Below are 15,374 nucleotides of genomic sequence, written 5' to 3' on the forward strand. Positions count from 1 at the left end.
CTAGATAATGATTGGCAAACTGATTAAATCGGTCTTTGGTTCAAAAAATGACCGCGAGCTGAAGCGTATGCGACGGATCGTGGAAAAGATCAATGCATTGGAAGAGGATTTCCAGAAGCTTGATGACACGGCCCTTCGCGCCAAAACAGATGAATTTAAAAAGCGCATAGCGGATGGGGAAACACTGGACCAGCTGTTACCGGAGGCTTTCGCTGCGGTGCGTGAGGCCGGCCGTCGCACCTTGAGTATGCGTCATTTTGATGTGCAGATGATTGGTGGTATGACTCTCCATGAAGGCCGTATCGCAGAGATGCGTACCGGTGAAGGTAAGACACTGGTAGCGACCCTGCCAGCTTACCTGAATGCACTGGAAGGCAAGGGTGTGCATATTGTTACGGTAAACGACTACCTGGCATCCCGGGATGCCAACTGGATGCGCCCTGTCTTCGAATTCCTGGGCATGAGCGTGGGTGTCATTGTCTCCCAGCAGCACCCGGATGATAAGAAAGCTGCATATCAGGCTGACATTACTTACGGCACCAATAATGAATTCGGATTCGATTACCTGCGTGACAATATGGTGTTGCGTAAAGAGGATCGCACCCAGCGCCCGCAAAACTTTGCGATTGTCGACGAGGTAGACTCGATCCTCATCGACGAGGCGCGTACGCCGCTGATTATCTCCGGTGCCGCGGAGGATTCCTCCCATCTTTATATGGCCATGAACAAGCTGGTTCCTCAGCTTGAGCGTGCGGAAGAGGGGGGGGAAGGTCACTACACGGTAGACGAGAAGACTCGCCAGGTAGAGTTGACTGAACAGGGCCATTTGCTGATCGAAGAGTTACTGTCCCGCAGTGGCCTGATGAAAGAAGATCAGTCCCTCTATGCGCCCGGTAACCTGGGTTTGCTGCATCATGTTCACGCGGCTCTGCGTGCGCATGTACTGTTTAATAAAGATGTGGATTACATCGTGCAGAATGGCCAGGTGGTGCTGATTGATGAGCATACTGGCCGTACCATGCCAGGCCGTCGTTTGTCTGAAGGTTTACACCAGGCGTTGGAAGCGAAGGAAAACGTTCAGATCCAAAGTGAGAGCCAAACTCTGGCCTCTACAACTTTCCAGAATTTATTCCGCTTTTATCCAAAGCTTTCCGGTATGACCGGTACTGCCGATACCGAAGCCTTCGAATTCCAGCAGATTTACGGTCTGGATGTGGTAGTAATCCCTACCAACAAAGATATCCAGCGGGAAGACCTCAACGATTTGGTCTACCTGAGCAAAGAAGAGAAGATGGATGCGATCATTGAGGATGTGAAGTTCTGCCGTGAAAAGCAGGCGCCGATCCTTGTCGGTACAGCGTCTATCGAAACCTCTGAAGAAATGTCCCGCATGCTGCAAAAGGCCGGTATCCAGCACCAGGTCCTGAACGCAAAATACCATGAGCGCGAAGCGCAGATTATTGCCCAGGCTGGCCGCCCTGGTACAGTTACGATTGCCACAAATATGGCCGGTCGTGGTACTGATATTGTCCTGGGGGGGAACTGGGAAGCCGAAGCTGCGGAACAGGCTAAAGAGAAGGGCCGTGAGCTGGCAGAGAATGAGATTGCTGCAGTAAAAGAAAATTGGCAGAAGCGTCATGACCAGGTAATCGAAGCCGGTGGCTTACATATTATCGGTACCGAGCGCCATGAATCCCGTCGTATCGATAACCAGTTGCGCGGTCGTGCCGGGCGTCAAGGTGACCCGGGTGTAACCCGTTTCTACCTGTCTCTTGAAGATAATCTGATGCGTATTTTCGCCTCTGACCGGGTGAAAAACTTTATGCAGATGCTGGGTATGGAGCGCGGTGAGGCTATTGAGCATCGCATGGTTTCCAACGCTATCGAAAAGGCCCAGCGTCGCGTTGAAGGTCGCAACTTCGATATCCGCAAGCAGTTGCTGGAATACGATGATGTGGCCAATGACCAGCGCCAGGTCATTTACAGTCAGCGTAATGAGTTGCTGGAGGCGGACCAGATTAGTGACACCATTGGTGCGATTCGTGAAGATGTTGTCAATGAAATCATTTCTGCCTCGGTGCCCCCGCAGAGTGTTGAAGAGCAGTGGGATATTCCTGCACTGGAGAAACAGCTGGCGGGGGAGCTGGGTATCGAGTTGCCGGTACAGCAGTGGCTGGATGAAGACCGTACTCTGCATGAGGAGAGCTTGCGTGAGAAAGTGATTGCTTCAGCCCAGGAAGCCTATGCAACCAAGGTCACGCGTATCAGTGAATCCTCTGGTGATGAAAATTTGATGCCGACAGTCGAGCGTCAGATTATGTTACAGGTGCTGGACCAGCTGTGGAAAGAGCACCTCTCCAGCATGGACCACCTGAGGGCTGGCATCGGTCTGCGTGCGTATGCCAACAAGAACCCCAAGCAGGAATTCAAGCGTGAGTCCTTCCACCTGTTCCAGAGCATGCTGGAAAACCTCAAGCACGAAGTGGTGCGAATCCTCGCCCATGTAGAGCCGATGACCCGCGAGCAAATGGATGAATTGGAGCAGCAGCGCCTGGAAGAGCAGCGCAAGCAACAACTGGACTTGCAGCATGCCGCGGCTTCCGCCTTGCCCGAGAGCGAACCACAGCCACAGGCAGCGTCTGTGCCTGAGCGTCGCGGGCCAAAAGTAGGCCGTAACGATCCTTGCCCCTGTGGTTCCGGTAAGAAATACAAGCAGTGCCACGGCAAGCTGGCTTCCTCTCCGCAAAGCTAACGTCTTGGACGAGTTTTAGCGCGTAGATAGAGGCATTTAGCCCGCAAAGACCCCGCCATGAGTGGGGTCTTTTTTATCTCTTTTCAAAATATTCTGCGGCTAGATACTTTTAATCCGCATTAAGCCCTGAATTTATCTTGCCCAATCTTCGTTACGCTTTAATAATGACGCTCTTTTAATCACTACTGGCCTCCGAGAGCGCTTGCTCCCAGTTGGCGCAAAAGTCTTACTGTTATGTCTAGCCCATTACTCCCCCCAGTTAAAGGGGTCCGCCTCGCCAGTGTTCCAGCCCGAATAAAGGACTGGCAGCGTGACGATTTGCTTTTGATCGAAATCTCTAAAGAGGCCTCGGTTTCAGCCACTTTTACCCAGAACTCTTTCTGCGCAGCGCCTGTGGTTGTGGCGAAGGAACATATTTCCAAAGGAAACGTGCGCGCTTTGCTGATCAATGCGGGCAATGCCAATGCGGCCACCGGGAGTCGAGGGCTTAGTGATGCCCAGGCCTGCTGTGAGGCTGTGGCCAGGGCGATCAATATGCGTGCTGAGCAAGTGTTGCCATTCAGTACTGGTGTGATTGGTGAACATCTGCCGCTCCAGCGTTTGCTGGATGCGATTCCCCGTGCTGCCGAGCAGCTGTCAGATAGTGGATGGGACGGTGCTGCGAAGGCCATTATGACCACGGACACTCACCCAAAAACAGCGAGCCGAACCCTGGAGATTGGTGGCGAAGAGATTACTGTCGTCGGTATCGCCAAAGGCTCCGGCATGATCCAGCCAAATATGGCGACTATGTTGGCTTATGTCGCTACAGATGCGCATGTTGCGCAGCCACTGCTTGATAAGATGGTTAAGGAAGCGGTGAATGCTTCTTTTAACAGGGTCAGTGTGGATGGGGATACCTCAACTAATGATGCCTGTGTGCTTATTGCTACAGGAGCGACTGGCAGCCAGATTGAAAACAGCGAAGATCGGGCTTATTCCGCGCTGATGGGGGCCATTACCCAGCTGCATATAGAGCTGGCGAAGGCGGTTGTTAAAGACGGTGAAGGTGCAACCAAGTTTGTCACTGTACAGGTGGAGGGTGCTGCGAGTAGCGCAGAGGCATTGCGTGTTGCTTTTGAAGTTGGCGAATCCCCCCTGGTAAAAACCGCGCTCTATGCCTCAGATCCCAATTGGGGGCGCCTGGTGATGGCGATTGGTAATGCAATCCCGGGAAGCCTGGATACCACCAAGGTCAATATATACCTGGATCAGGTACAGGTGGTGGAAGCCGGAGGGCGCTCAGTAAATTATCTTGAAGAGCAGGGTGAACAGGTATTTTCCAAGCCTGAATTTACTATTCGAATAGAATTGGGCCGTGGCAACTGTAGTGAGCATGTCTGGACCTGTGACTTCTCCCACGAGTATGTCACCATCAACGCCGAGTACCGTACCTGAGGAAGTTGTAGTGACCAGTGTTATTCATGTTGCTGTTGGGGTTGTATCTCGTGATGATGGCAAAATCCTGATTGCCCGCCGCCCGGACCACTTGCATATGGGCGGGCGCTGGGAGTTTCCCGGTGGCAAGGTGGAGGAAGGGGAGAGTGTGCAGCAGGCGCTCTCCCGCGAGCTGCGTGAGGAAGTGGCAATCGAGATAACTGAACTGGTTCCTCTGGTGGAAATTCGCCACGAATATCCAGAAAAAACAGTCTTGCTGGATACCTGGCAGGTAACGGCGTTTACCGGGGAGGCTATGGGTCAGGAAGGGCAAGAGACTGCCTGGGTAGCCGTTCAGGAGTTGGATAACTTTCAGTTTCCCGATGCCAACCAGGCGATTATTGAGGCGATTAAAACCGCTGCGCCATTCTCTTAAAGGTCAGCAAATAAATCAGCTCGGGCCAGTTAGGCCCAAAACTTAGTTGCGGCGCTGCTTGGTCGGGTCCAGGTCGTCACTTAGAACGTCATCATAAATAGATTCACCTGGAATCTTATGCCCTTCGCTGGCCCATTCGCCCAAGTCAATCAGCTTACAGCGTTCACTGCAAAAAGGCTTAAATGGAAACTTATCATTCCACTCCACAGGCTTTTTACAGGTGGGGCAGCTTAAGGTTGGGGTTTCTTTACTTTTGGACATATTAACTTGGAGTATTACTAATTCAGTTGTGTTTAGTGGTGGCCGCCATTTGTAAGTACTTTTGATGCAGTAATTCAACTTGGCCGCGCAGCTCCGCCAGGCCGGCAGAATTGTCCAGCACATCATCGGCTTTATCCAGTCGTTCCTGTCTGCCCAGTTGTGCCGCCATGATTTTGCGAATCTGCTCTTCGTGATTGTTATCCCTTGCAGTGGCCCTTTCTACCTGCAAGTTCTCTGGCAGATCCACCACACAAATCCTGTCCACCAGCTGGTACTGGCCGGATTCAATTAAAAGGGGCGATTCCAGTATCGCATACTGGCTTGGGCTTTGTTCCAGGGAGCTGAGGATCTCCTCCCGTATCAGAGGATGTAGCAGGCCCTCCAGCCAGGCTCTCTCTTCAGTATCCTCAAAAATCAGGCTGCGCAGCTGCGCTCGGTTCAGTTCGCCATTCTCAAGTAAAATCCCAGCGCCGAAATGCTGGGCAATTTTCTCTAGTGCCGGCTTGCCGGGCTGTACGACTACCCTGGCAGCCCAGTCCGCATCTACCACATGGATGCCCAGCTCACGAAAGCACTCAGCGGCGGCAGATTTTCCACTGCCAATACCACCAGTTAAGCCTACCTGGAACAATATGTTGCCTCCTTGAACTAAAAAACTGGGGTTATAAACAAGAAACCCGGCCAATGCCGGGCCGGGTTTATGTTAAATCACTTACTCTGCTAGAGCTAACTGAGAAGAGTTTTCAGTTTGCGAGCCCCGAAAAGTTCAAATACCAACCGATGATCTGATCTCCCCATAACATGGCAATCCAGCCCGCTCCAGCCAAATAGGGGCCAAAGGCGATTGGTAGTCTATGGTCTCGCCCTTTGGCCAGGCTCCAAGCAATACCTGCAATAGCGCCTACTGCGGCAGAGAGTACTACCACCAATGGTAATATCTGCCAGCCAAACCATGCCCCGATAGCGGCGAGTATCTTGAAATCCCCAGCTCCCATACCCTCTTTGCCGGTGACCAGCTTAAAGATATGGAATACAAGCCACAGTGACAGGTAGCCAGCAATTGCACCGATCACGGCGTCTTGCAGGGGGGCAAATACCCCCCACAGGTTGATGAACAGTCCCCCCCAGAGTAACGGCAGGGTAAGGTTGTCAGGCAGTAGCTGTTTATCAAAGTCTATGCCGGTGAGAGCGATCAAAACCCAGGTAAACACACAGCCAGCCAGTGCCTGCCAGGTAAAGCCCAGTTGCCACACAACTACTGCGGTGAGAATCCCTGTGATCAGTTCCACCGTGGGGTAGCGTCTGGAAATCGCTGTGCCACAGGAGCCGCATTTACCGCGTAGAAATAAGAAACTGATTATCGGTACATTCTGCCAGGGTTTGATTTCGGTTTTGCACTTGGGGCAATGGGAGTGGGGCAACACCAGATTGAACGGTTTATTCAGCTCCTCTTGCTCGGCTTTGTCAGGCTTTGTGTCAAAGTAGCTGTAAAAATCCCGCTTGTATTCGCGCTCCATCATTACTGGCAGGCGCAGAATAACGACATTGAGGAAACTGCCTATAAGTAGGCCCAAAATAAAAGCGCTGCTTAGGAGCAGCGCTGGGTATGAAGCTAACGTTTCGAGCATCGTATTCTTTCTTATACTACTTGACCTAACTGGAAGATAGGAAGATACATGGCAATCATCAAGCCGCCAACCAGAATACCCAAAACTGCCATGATCATTGGTTCCATAAGAGTTGTAAGGTTGTCCACCATATTGTCGACAGCCTCCTCGTAATAGTCGGCAGCCTTTCCCAGCATATCGTCCAGAGCTCCGGACTCCTCACCAATGGCTGCCATTTGTACCAGCATGGTCGGATATAGGCCAGAGGAGCGAAGTGCCGCATTGAGGGGGATACCAGTAGCTACAGAGTCTCTGATCTTAAGCGTTGCCTCCTCATAGAGGCTATTACCCGTAGCACCAGCCACAGACTTTAAGGCATCAATAAGAGGGACACCGGCAGCAAAGGTAGTAGATAGGGTACGCGCAAAACGTGCCGAAATGGAGTTATAGGTGATTGTTCCCAGAATGGGCAATTTCAATATTAGGCGGTCGAAGAACTCAGCCACTTTTCTGTTGCGCTTTTTGGCTTCGATAGTGCCACCGATGCTGATTACTACAGCGAGCAGCGCAAAAAACCAATTGGCTTGCATCCATTCGGACATGCCTACTACCAGCTGGGTAAAGGCGGGAAGATCTGCCCCAAAGCTGGAAAAAGTCTCTGCAAATTGAGGTACAACTTTAATCAATAGAATTGAGGTGACTACAATCGCTACCACCATTACCGCAATGGGGTAAGTCATCGCCTTCTTGATCTTTGCTTTTAGCGATTCCGTCTTCTCTTTGTAAGTAGCAATCCTATCCAGCATAGTTTCCAGTGCACCGGATTGCTCACCAGAGGCTACCAAGTTACAAAAAAGATCGTCAAAGTAGAGTGGGTGTTTACGCAGTGCCTCCGCAAATGCAGTGCCCGAAGCCACATCATCACGGAGTTTGAAAATAAGCTCTTTGACCCCCTGGTTATCCAGGCCATCGGCAACGATTTCAAAGCTTTGCACCAATGGAACCCCGGCCTTCATCATAGTGGCCATCTGCCGGGTGAATAGAGCGATATCTGCAGGCTTTACTTTCTTTTTGCCAGCGCCAAACAGGGGCTTTGGTTTTTTTTGTACCCGGTTCGCTATAATACCTTGTTTGCGTAATTGGGCTTTTACCAGTGCGGGGCTGGTGCCATTTATTTCCCCTTGAACCTTGGCCCCTTTACTATCCACTCCTTTGTAGATGTATGCAACTGCTGTAGCGTTGGCCATATTTGCTTTTCCTGCTTTTTATCTCTTATCTCAGAAAAACCTGAAATTTCTTGTACTTCTTAACTCTATTTTGAGTGAGTGTAGAGCTTCAACTAGGCGAAGATCCGAAAAGTTGAAGTAGTGTATGTTAATTAACTTGCTCTAATGTCTCTTTCGAAAATAGATGCTAATTCTCGGGTACTGGAACTAATTTTGATCAAAATAAAATTCAGGTTCCAGAGCTGTGCTGTTTAGGACAAATAGGTTTTCACTAGTCGTAAAGGACTAATCTTTGGTCACCCTGTTTGCCTCTTCCAGGCTGGTGACCCCCATCACAACTTTGCGCAGTGCCGATATCCTCAGATTATTAAAGCCCTCTTCGCGGGCCTGGTCCGCAATCTGAATCGAATTGCCGCCCTCCATTATAATTCTGGAGATGCCATCGGTGATGCGAACCACTTCATACACGCCAACGCGTCCTTTGTAGCCCTTGGAGCAATGCTCGCAACCAACGGGCTGGAAAATCGCCCACTCACTTTTAGGAATTGTAACCGTAGCGAAACCTTCCGCCTCCAAGACCTCTGATGGCAATGTCACCGGTTTCTTGCACTCATTACACAGACGTCGTGCCAATCGCTGTGCAATAATTACACTGACAGAAGTGGCGATGTTAAAAGTGGGAACCCCCATGTTCATGAGGCGTGTCAAGGTTTCAGGAGCTGAGTTGGTATGTAGCGTGGAGAGCACCAAATGACCGGTTTGCGCAGCCTTGATTGCAATTTCCGCGGTTTCCAAGTCCCGAATCTCCCCCACCATAACAATATCTGGGTCTTGCCTTAGGAAAGATCGCAATGCCTCGGCAAAGTTAAGCCCTACCTTGGGGTGTACATTGACCTGGTTGATGCCCTCCAGATTAATCTCCACTGGATCTTCCGCCGTGGATATATTGCGCTCTGCGGTATTTAGGATGTTAAGGCCAGTATAAAGGGACACGGTCTTCCCTGAACCTGTGGGGCCGGTTACTAAGATCATTCCCTGAGGCTGGGCCAGGGCGTCCATATAGATTTGCTTTTGCTCATCTTCATAGCCGAGCGCATCAATTCCCAGTTTGGCAGAAGAGGGGTCCAGAATACGCAGAACGATTTTTTCTCCCCAAAGCGTAGGCAAACTGTTAACCCGGAAATCGATCGCCTTGGTTTTGGACAGCTTCATTTTGATACGGCCATCCTGTGGAATACGCCGCTCGGAAATATCCATTTTGGACATTACTTTCAGGCGGGCTGAGAGGCGGGGTGCGAGCTGGATAGGAGGTTTGGCTACCTCGTGGAGTACGCCATCAGTACGGAACCGGACCCGGTAGGATTTTTCATAGGGTTCGAAATGGATATCTGAAGCACCCGATCGTATTGCGTCGAGCAGTACCTTGTTGACAAAACGCACAACAGGGGCCTCATCTCCGCCGGGGTCGTTATCATCGGCCTCGCTTTTCTCATCTCCACCAACATCCAGAGCATCCAGCTCTTCATCGTCCATACCCTCCAGGCCGGCACCCATATCACCGCTGTCGGACAGATAGTTTTCAATGGCCTTGGCCAGTTTATCCGCCTCAACCAATACCGCGTCGGTGCTTAGGCCGGTATTGAAGTTTATCTCATCCAGGCCGGCCAGGTTGGTGGGGTCTGCCACGGCGATAAACAGGCGATTGCCGCGTTTGTATAGAGGCAGTGCGAAGTGCTTGCTGATTAATTTCTCATCGACAACATCCTTGGGGATCAGGTCGAAGTTATAGCCACCCAGGTCAAACAAGGGGGTACCAAAGGCCTGGGAGGCGATATTGGCCAGCTCGCGGCTCTTGACCAGCTTGGCCTCCACGGCATGCTGGGCAAAGGTCTGGTTTTCCCTGCGCGCGGCTTTTATGGCAGAGGTTGCCGTCGATTCGTCGAGAACCTGATCTGCGACCAGACGTTTGGCCAGGCCGCTAAGGGAGGAAGTTGTCATTGATTACGCTGCCGCTAAAATTACCTTGGGCCAAGTATTGAGAATGGGCCTGTTTATAGCCCGCCCTGTGTAAACCCAGGCGTATAAAAAGAAGGAAGGTAAAATATAGCGAATTACCGGGCGCGAGCCAAACATCACTATGAATATCATGCAAGGCCTTGATAAGTACATACACATACAGAAGATGACAAATTTTGTCATAACTGGGCAGCTGCTGTCAGCGGTAATGCTATAGCACTACGCACTATCTAGTGGGAAGTGATGGGTTACTCACTGACAACTCTTAATTCTCCTTACAGCTTGCCAAACTTGGCACAGTCCTTGTATCTTGTTCCGGGACTTCCTCACGGGATTCACCTTATTTAAAAGTCTGTATGGAGACGGTTACAATGAAAAAGCAACAGGGTTTTACACTGATTGAATTGATGATCGTAGTAGCGATCATTGGTATTTTGGCGGCGGTAGCACTGCCGGCTTACCAGGATTACACTGTGCGTGCACGTGTTTCTGAAGGCCTCGGCTTGGCATCTGCCGCTAAAGCAACAGTTTCTGAGAATATAGCTAATGCTGGAGGTGTAACAACGGGCGGTAACCTTTGCTCGGGTGTGCGTACCTTCACGGGCGGAACAGCTAATGTAGAAAAGTTAGAGTGTGTTGATGCATCAGGCGCAATCACGATAACTATGGGCAGTGCCGCAAACAGTGTTGCCTTAACACTTACCCCCAGTTCCACTGCAGGTTCTAGTAATGTAGCTTGGGCCTGCGGCGGTGTTAAAGCGGATAATCATAAATACGTTCCCTCTGAGTGCCGCAATGCATCTTAATACACAGTAAAGATTGACTGCTTTATTGAAGATGGGCCACTTTGGTGGCCCATTTTTATTTAAAATTACTATTAATGCTAAATTTATTGCTCTTGGCTACTCTGCAATAGCAGATAGCATTAAAAATAATAATGGCACAGCTTTATAAAATATTACCTGCTCGTGATTCAGGTTCTACCTTGCATGGAACTGATTTCTATCGTGAGAGTAAATATGGTTGGTTTTGTATTGCCATTTGTTCATTATGGTTTTTTCTAACCATTAATCCTCTCCATCTGTTGATACTGGATCTCGGTTCGGGTTATTACAATTTTAAGAGGTTTGTGCAGATAGTATTGATAGGGGTCGTGACTCTATTATTTTTTTTTAGAGAGTACAGGGTTGGAGTCACCAAGAATCTCAATCTTAGAGGGTTGGTTCTGCCCTGGCTGGCTTCCTGCTTTTTTATATTTGGCTCCGCAGTCTTTTCTGATAATAAATACCATTCTATTTTAGAGGGGCTCCACTGGTTGATGTTGCCCTCGGTTTTTTTTGTTGGCATTTATATCGCCAAGGCAGGTCTAACTCAAAGGCTTTTGGGTATTTATTTGCTCATCCATGGAATGGTAGTCTTTAAAGGCCTACTTGATTTTGGGTTTGAAGTTTTTGTAAGTGAGTCATTGCGTGCGGGAATGATATTTTCTTCTTTTGGTAATATCCGTTTTTTTAATCAGGTGCAGATTTTTATTATTCCGCTTCTGCTGATATTTGCTTCAAGAACAAAGTTTTATAGTCTGGCGTATTTATTCTTATTTGCTAATTTTTTGTTGGCCTTTGCTAGCGGTGCCAGAGGGTTGCTGTTGTCGATTATTGTAACTGGGTTGCTGTCGTTTGTTTTTCTCAAGCCTTGGCGCCGTCAAATTCTATATGGTTTGATTGTATGCGCTTTTGCTTATATGGCGTACTTCCTGATTTTGGAATGGCTGGGTAGTGTGGGTCATATTTTCCGTACCAGTACCTCCGGACGCCTAGCTATTTGGTGGGAGTTGTTAAGCAAACTTTCAACTTTGAATATCTTTTTCGGTAATGGGGTGGGCGCTTACACATTCCGTGACTTTGTTTATTTTTTTGGGCATCCCCATAATAGCATTCTGCAGTTTTTATATGAATGGGGGGCTATTGCTACGCTTTCGGCGGTGGCTGCCATACTTTGGGTGTGTTGGACTTCTTATCAGCAGCTTAAGGGTGATGGCGATGGTACAAAAAAAGATATTCAGGCAGCCTTACTTTATGCCTTGTGTGCGGCATCTTTTTATTCCCTTTTCAGTGGGGTTTTTGTGATGCCTGCACCTCAGGTACTGTTCTTTTTGTTTATGGGGCTGCTCTTAGGAGGGGCTAATCTAGAAGGCCATAAAGTTCTGAGAGTAAATCAGTCGGTCAGCGTTGCTCTGCGATTCTTGTGCGCTATTTGCTTAATTGTGTTTGTAGAGCTTGCAGGAAAATACCTTGTTCAGCAGGCGGGACAACAGGATCAAGTCCGCGGCCCAAGATTTTGGGGGAATGGAGCACCACTGATTTTGTCGGACTACTAGGATCTAACTTTAGTTAGTCTTATTTTATCGGCAGCATGTAATCTTGGTGAATTATTCATTTAAGTGTTGAGTGCTTGCCCAGAACATAATCATACAGACATGAATGCTCATGTACACAAGAATGGGGTTTAGTGAAAGTTTCTTGTTTTCTGGCTGGATTTATAGCTGAGACAGGTAAGCCTATAGCCAATCAGATGAGTGGTTTGGTAGTTTAAGTTGTCAGGGTCTTTGACCAATTGTAACCTCCCGCTTACCACTAAAATATTCCCGCGCGTAACCTCTCTTTTATACAGTACCTGTTGCTGTTTGTGGATAATTATATTGGCGCTTCCTGTCTCGTCCTCTAAGGTTAAAAAAATGATACCTGTGGCACTTCCCGGTCGTTGTCGGCAGGTAACCATACCAACGATAGTGATATATTGTTCGTTTTTACAAAGGGTAAGATCTTTTGCGCGAATACAGTGTTCAAATTGCTTCTTCCGACGCAGTTGGGCAATCGGATGTTCATTTAAACTCAGCCCTGTGCTGGTATAGTCGCTATCGGTGGCATCTTTTACTATATAGTGTGTCTGGTAATTGTCCCGGTGAGTATCTTGTACATCTCCCAGGGATAGCCAGCTATCTTGAAAACGATTTTGTGCAAAACTTTGGAAAGCATTGGCTTTTGCCAAAAAGGTGATTTGTTCATTATCCAGTTCGTAACATTGTTTAAGCTGAATTATTGAGTGCAGCCTTTGCTTTCCCCTAAGCTTGATAATAGCTTTTGCCGCGGTTTTCTTCAGGCCCTTAATCAAGCGCATCCCCAAACGAAGGGATGGGTGAATAATGTCTGGTTTATTATGAAAAAATTTCGATTGCTCTCGAGGTTCCAGGTGATGATCCCAGTAGCTGTAAAGTACATCAATAGGCAGCACCTTTACTCCATGCCTTTGCGCATCGTAAACAAGCTGTGCCGGTGCATAAAACCCCATAGGCTGGCTATTGAGCAGGCCGCAATAAAAAGCAGCTGGGTGATGAAACTTAATCCAGGCAGAAAAATAAGCCAAGAGGGCAAAGCTGGCGGAATGTGACTCGGGGAAGCCATAAGATCCGAAGCCTTTCATTTGGTTAAACAGCTGTTCGGCAAAGTCAGCCCTATAGCCATTCTCCAGCATACCTTTAACCAACTTGTCTTTAAATTTATAGAGATCTCCATTTTTTCCCCAGCTGGCCATAGCGCGGCGCAATTCATCTGCCTCGCCCCCGCTGAAGCCTGCAGCAACCATGGAGAGCTGGATAACCTGTTCCTGGAAGATCGGTACGCCGAGGGTGCGCTCTAATACTGGTCGTAAGCTTTCATGGGGGTAGCTGACGGCTTCCAGACCCTGCTTACGTTTCAGGTAGGGGTGTACCATGCCACCCTGGATTGGTCCTGGGCGAACTATGGCGATTTCAATGGTGAGTTCATAGAAGCTGCAGGGTTGTAGCCTGGGTAACATACTCATTTGCGCGCGGGATTCTATTTGAAAAACCCCGACGGTATCTGCGCGGCATATCATTTCGTACACTTGCGGATCTTCAGCCGGGATATCCTGCAAACGTAGTTTGGGGCCATAGAGGGAAATATAGCTCAGGGATTTGCGCAGGGCGGTCAGCATACCCAACGCGAGCACATCTACCTTCATCAATTTTAAGTCTTCAATATCCTCTTTATCCCACTGCACCAGGGTGCGGTCTTCCATTGCAGCATTTTCAATAGGAACCAGCTGATAAAGTGGCTGCTCGGTAATAACGAAGCCTCCTACGTGTTGGGAAAGGTGTCTCGGGAATCCATATATCTGCTGCAATAGCAGAGGTAGGTTTTTACCAGTGGTGCTGTTTGGGTCTATGCCGACCTTTTGCATCTGTTTTGGGAATTCATCGAGTGAGTCCCACCAGGCACGCTCCGCAATAAGTTGTTCTATGGTGGCAGAACCTATACCAAGCGCTTTACCAATATCCCTAAGGGCACTTTTAAAACGGTAAGTAATCTTACTGGCGGCAAGACCGGCCCTGTCTCGACCGTATTTTTGGTAAATATACTGGATGACTTCCTCGCGTCTTTCGTGTTCGAAGTCTACATCGATATCTGGTGGCTCATTGCGCTCACGAGAGATAAAACGTTCAAACAAAAGGCCGATTTTATGTGGGTCAATTTCAGTAATAAAAAGGCAGTAGCAAACAACTGAATTAGCGGCAGATCCTCGCCCCTGATAGAGGATATTCTTATCTCTTGCGAACTGGACAATATCGTAAATTGTGAGGAAGTAGTGCTCATACTCCAGTTCGGCGATCATGGATAGCTCTTTTTCGATCAATATATCAATACGTTCTTCCGGTCCTTTAGGCCAGCGAAATTTTCGGCCCAGCTTTACCAGTTCCCGTAAATAGCTGGCTGGAGATTTATCTTTTGGGATAACTTCAGAGGGGTATTGATAGCGGAGTTCACTGAGACAGAAGCTGCACCGCTCTACGATAGCTATAGTTCTATAGATAGCCTCTTCAGGGTAAAGCCTTTCAATATCTTCAAGACTGCGTAAGTAGCGCTCAGCATTCTGTTGGAGTTGGTATCCGAGTTCATTCAGGGTGCAGTTGTGAAAATTGGCATTGAGTACATCCTGTAAGGGCTTTCTGCTGCGACAGTGCATCAAAATGGCATTGGTGGCGACAAGGGGAATGTTCTCTTGCTTTGATAGCTGGGCAAGATCCTGTGCCAGTTTATTACTATCTGCATTTAAAAGGTTGCTGTAAGCAATATATAGCCGGCCATCAAAGTGTTGCTTGATAGGCTCGGGTATGCTGACTTTTTCAGGTTCTGGCAACCAGATTGCAATAGTCTCGCTGCAGATTTTAAGTAAGTCTTCCTGAAAAATTTTATACTGGCCTTTCTCTGCTCTTAATCGAGAAGTGGAGATAAGTTGGCAGAGTTCACTATAGGCACTTTTGTTTGGGGCAAGTAGAACGGCCTTTCCGCCATCTTGAAGGCGAAAATAACTTCCACAAATAAGTTTGAAGGGCGTTTCCCGTTTTTTTCTGTCTTTTGAATTCTCTTGGGAAAGATTGATGTTTTCAAGTTCCTTATAAGCGCGAACTATACCGGAGAGGGAGCACTCATCAGTTATTGCTAGTGCTGAATAACCTAGATTGTAAGCCTCCTGTATCAATTCCCAGGGATGTGATGCACCCTGCAAAAAAGAAAAGTTGCTTTGGCAAAAGAGTTCTGCGTACCTCATGCTGATGCTCTTTGATATTTAAACTTGAAGAA

General features: G+C 48.6%; 11 protein-coding genes. 5 read left to right on the forward strand and 6 right to left on the reverse strand.

The window, feature by feature from the left end; translation table 11 throughout:
* The first annotated feature begins 7 nt into the window (after positions 1–7).
* From secA to mutT, 3 genes are all read left to right on the forward strand, one after another.
* Positions 8–2,752 carry a preprotein translocase subunit SecA gene (secA, locus tag ACJJIP_RS04130; RefSeq protein WP_444946270.1) on the forward strand — a complete coding sequence of 915 codons (2,745 nt, stop codon included), beginning with the start codon at positions 8–10 and terminating at the stop codon, positions 2,750–2,752.
* 234 nt (positions 2,753–2,986) lie between these two features.
* The gene (gene argJ / locus ACJJIP_RS04135) at positions 2,987–4,189 is read left to right on the forward strand and encodes a bifunctional glutamate N-acetyltransferase/amino-acid acetyltransferase ArgJ (RefSeq protein WP_444946271.1); all 1,203 of its coding nucleotides are present in this window, start codon (positions 2,987–2,989) and stop codon (positions 4,187–4,189) included.
* A 10-nt stretch (positions 4,190–4,199) separates the two neighbouring features.
* Complete coding sequence (gene mutT / locus ACJJIP_RS04140) at positions 4,200–4,604, forward strand: 8-oxo-dGTP diphosphatase MutT (protein ID WP_353376037.1); 405 nt, start codon at positions 4,200–4,202, stop codon at positions 4,602–4,604.
* 42 nt (positions 4,605–4,646) lie between these two features.
* On the opposite strand, the gene yacG is transcribed toward mutT, so the two are convergent.
* The 5 genes from yacG to pilB form a co-directional block, all read right to left on the reverse strand.
* The gene (gene yacG / locus ACJJIP_RS04145; protein ID WP_020412635.1) at positions 4,647–4,865 is read right to left on the reverse strand and encodes a DNA gyrase inhibitor YacG; all 219 of its coding nucleotides are present in this window, start codon (positions 4,863–4,865) and stop codon (positions 4,647–4,649) included.
* A 22-nt stretch (positions 4,866–4,887) separates the two neighbouring features.
* Positions 4,888–5,496, reverse strand: a complete 609-nt coding sequence (gene coaE / locus ACJJIP_RS04150) for a dephospho-CoA kinase (RefSeq protein ID WP_444946272.1) — start codon at positions 5,494–5,496, stop codon at positions 4,888–4,890.
* Positions 5,497–5,608: 112 nt separating this feature from the next.
* On the reverse strand, positions 5,609–6,493 hold the full coding sequence (locus tag ACJJIP_RS04155; protein WP_444946273.1) for a prepilin peptidase: 885 nt from the start codon (positions 6,491–6,493) through the stop codon (positions 5,609–5,611).
* Between the two features lie 11 nt (positions 6,494–6,504).
* A complete protein-coding gene (locus ACJJIP_RS04160) occupies positions 6,505–7,719 on the reverse strand; it encodes a type II secretion system F family protein (RefSeq protein ID WP_020412638.1) in 1,215 nt (404 codons plus the stop codon).
* A 264-nt stretch (positions 7,720–7,983) separates the two neighbouring features.
* The gene (pilB, locus tag ACJJIP_RS04165; RefSeq protein WP_020412639.1) at positions 7,984–9,696 is read right to left on the reverse strand and encodes a type IV-A pilus assembly ATPase PilB; all 1,713 of its coding nucleotides are present in this window, start codon (positions 9,694–9,696) and stop codon (positions 7,984–7,986) included.
* 389 nt (positions 9,697–10,085) lie between these two features.
* Between pilB and ACJJIP_RS04170 the strand changes: the two genes are divergently transcribed.
* Entirely contained in the window at positions 10,086–10,520 is a 435-nt protein-coding gene (locus ACJJIP_RS04170) for a pilin (RefSeq protein WP_444946274.1), read from the forward strand.
* A 131-nt stretch (positions 10,521–10,651) separates the two neighbouring features.
* Positions 10,652–12,091, forward strand: a complete 1,440-nt coding sequence (locus ACJJIP_RS04175; RefSeq protein WP_444946275.1) for an O-antigen ligase family protein — start codon at positions 10,652–10,654, stop codon at positions 12,089–12,091.
* 128 nt (positions 12,092–12,219) lie between these two features.
* Here ACJJIP_RS04175 and ACJJIP_RS04180 read toward each other — a convergent pair whose 3' ends face one another.
* Entirely contained in the window at positions 12,220–15,342 is a 3,123-nt protein-coding gene (locus ACJJIP_RS04180; protein WP_444946276.1) for an error-prone DNA polymerase, read from the reverse strand.
* Positions 15,343–15,374 lie beyond the last annotated feature (32 nt).

The sequence above is a fragment of the Microbulbifer variabilis genome (assembly GCF_052467165.1).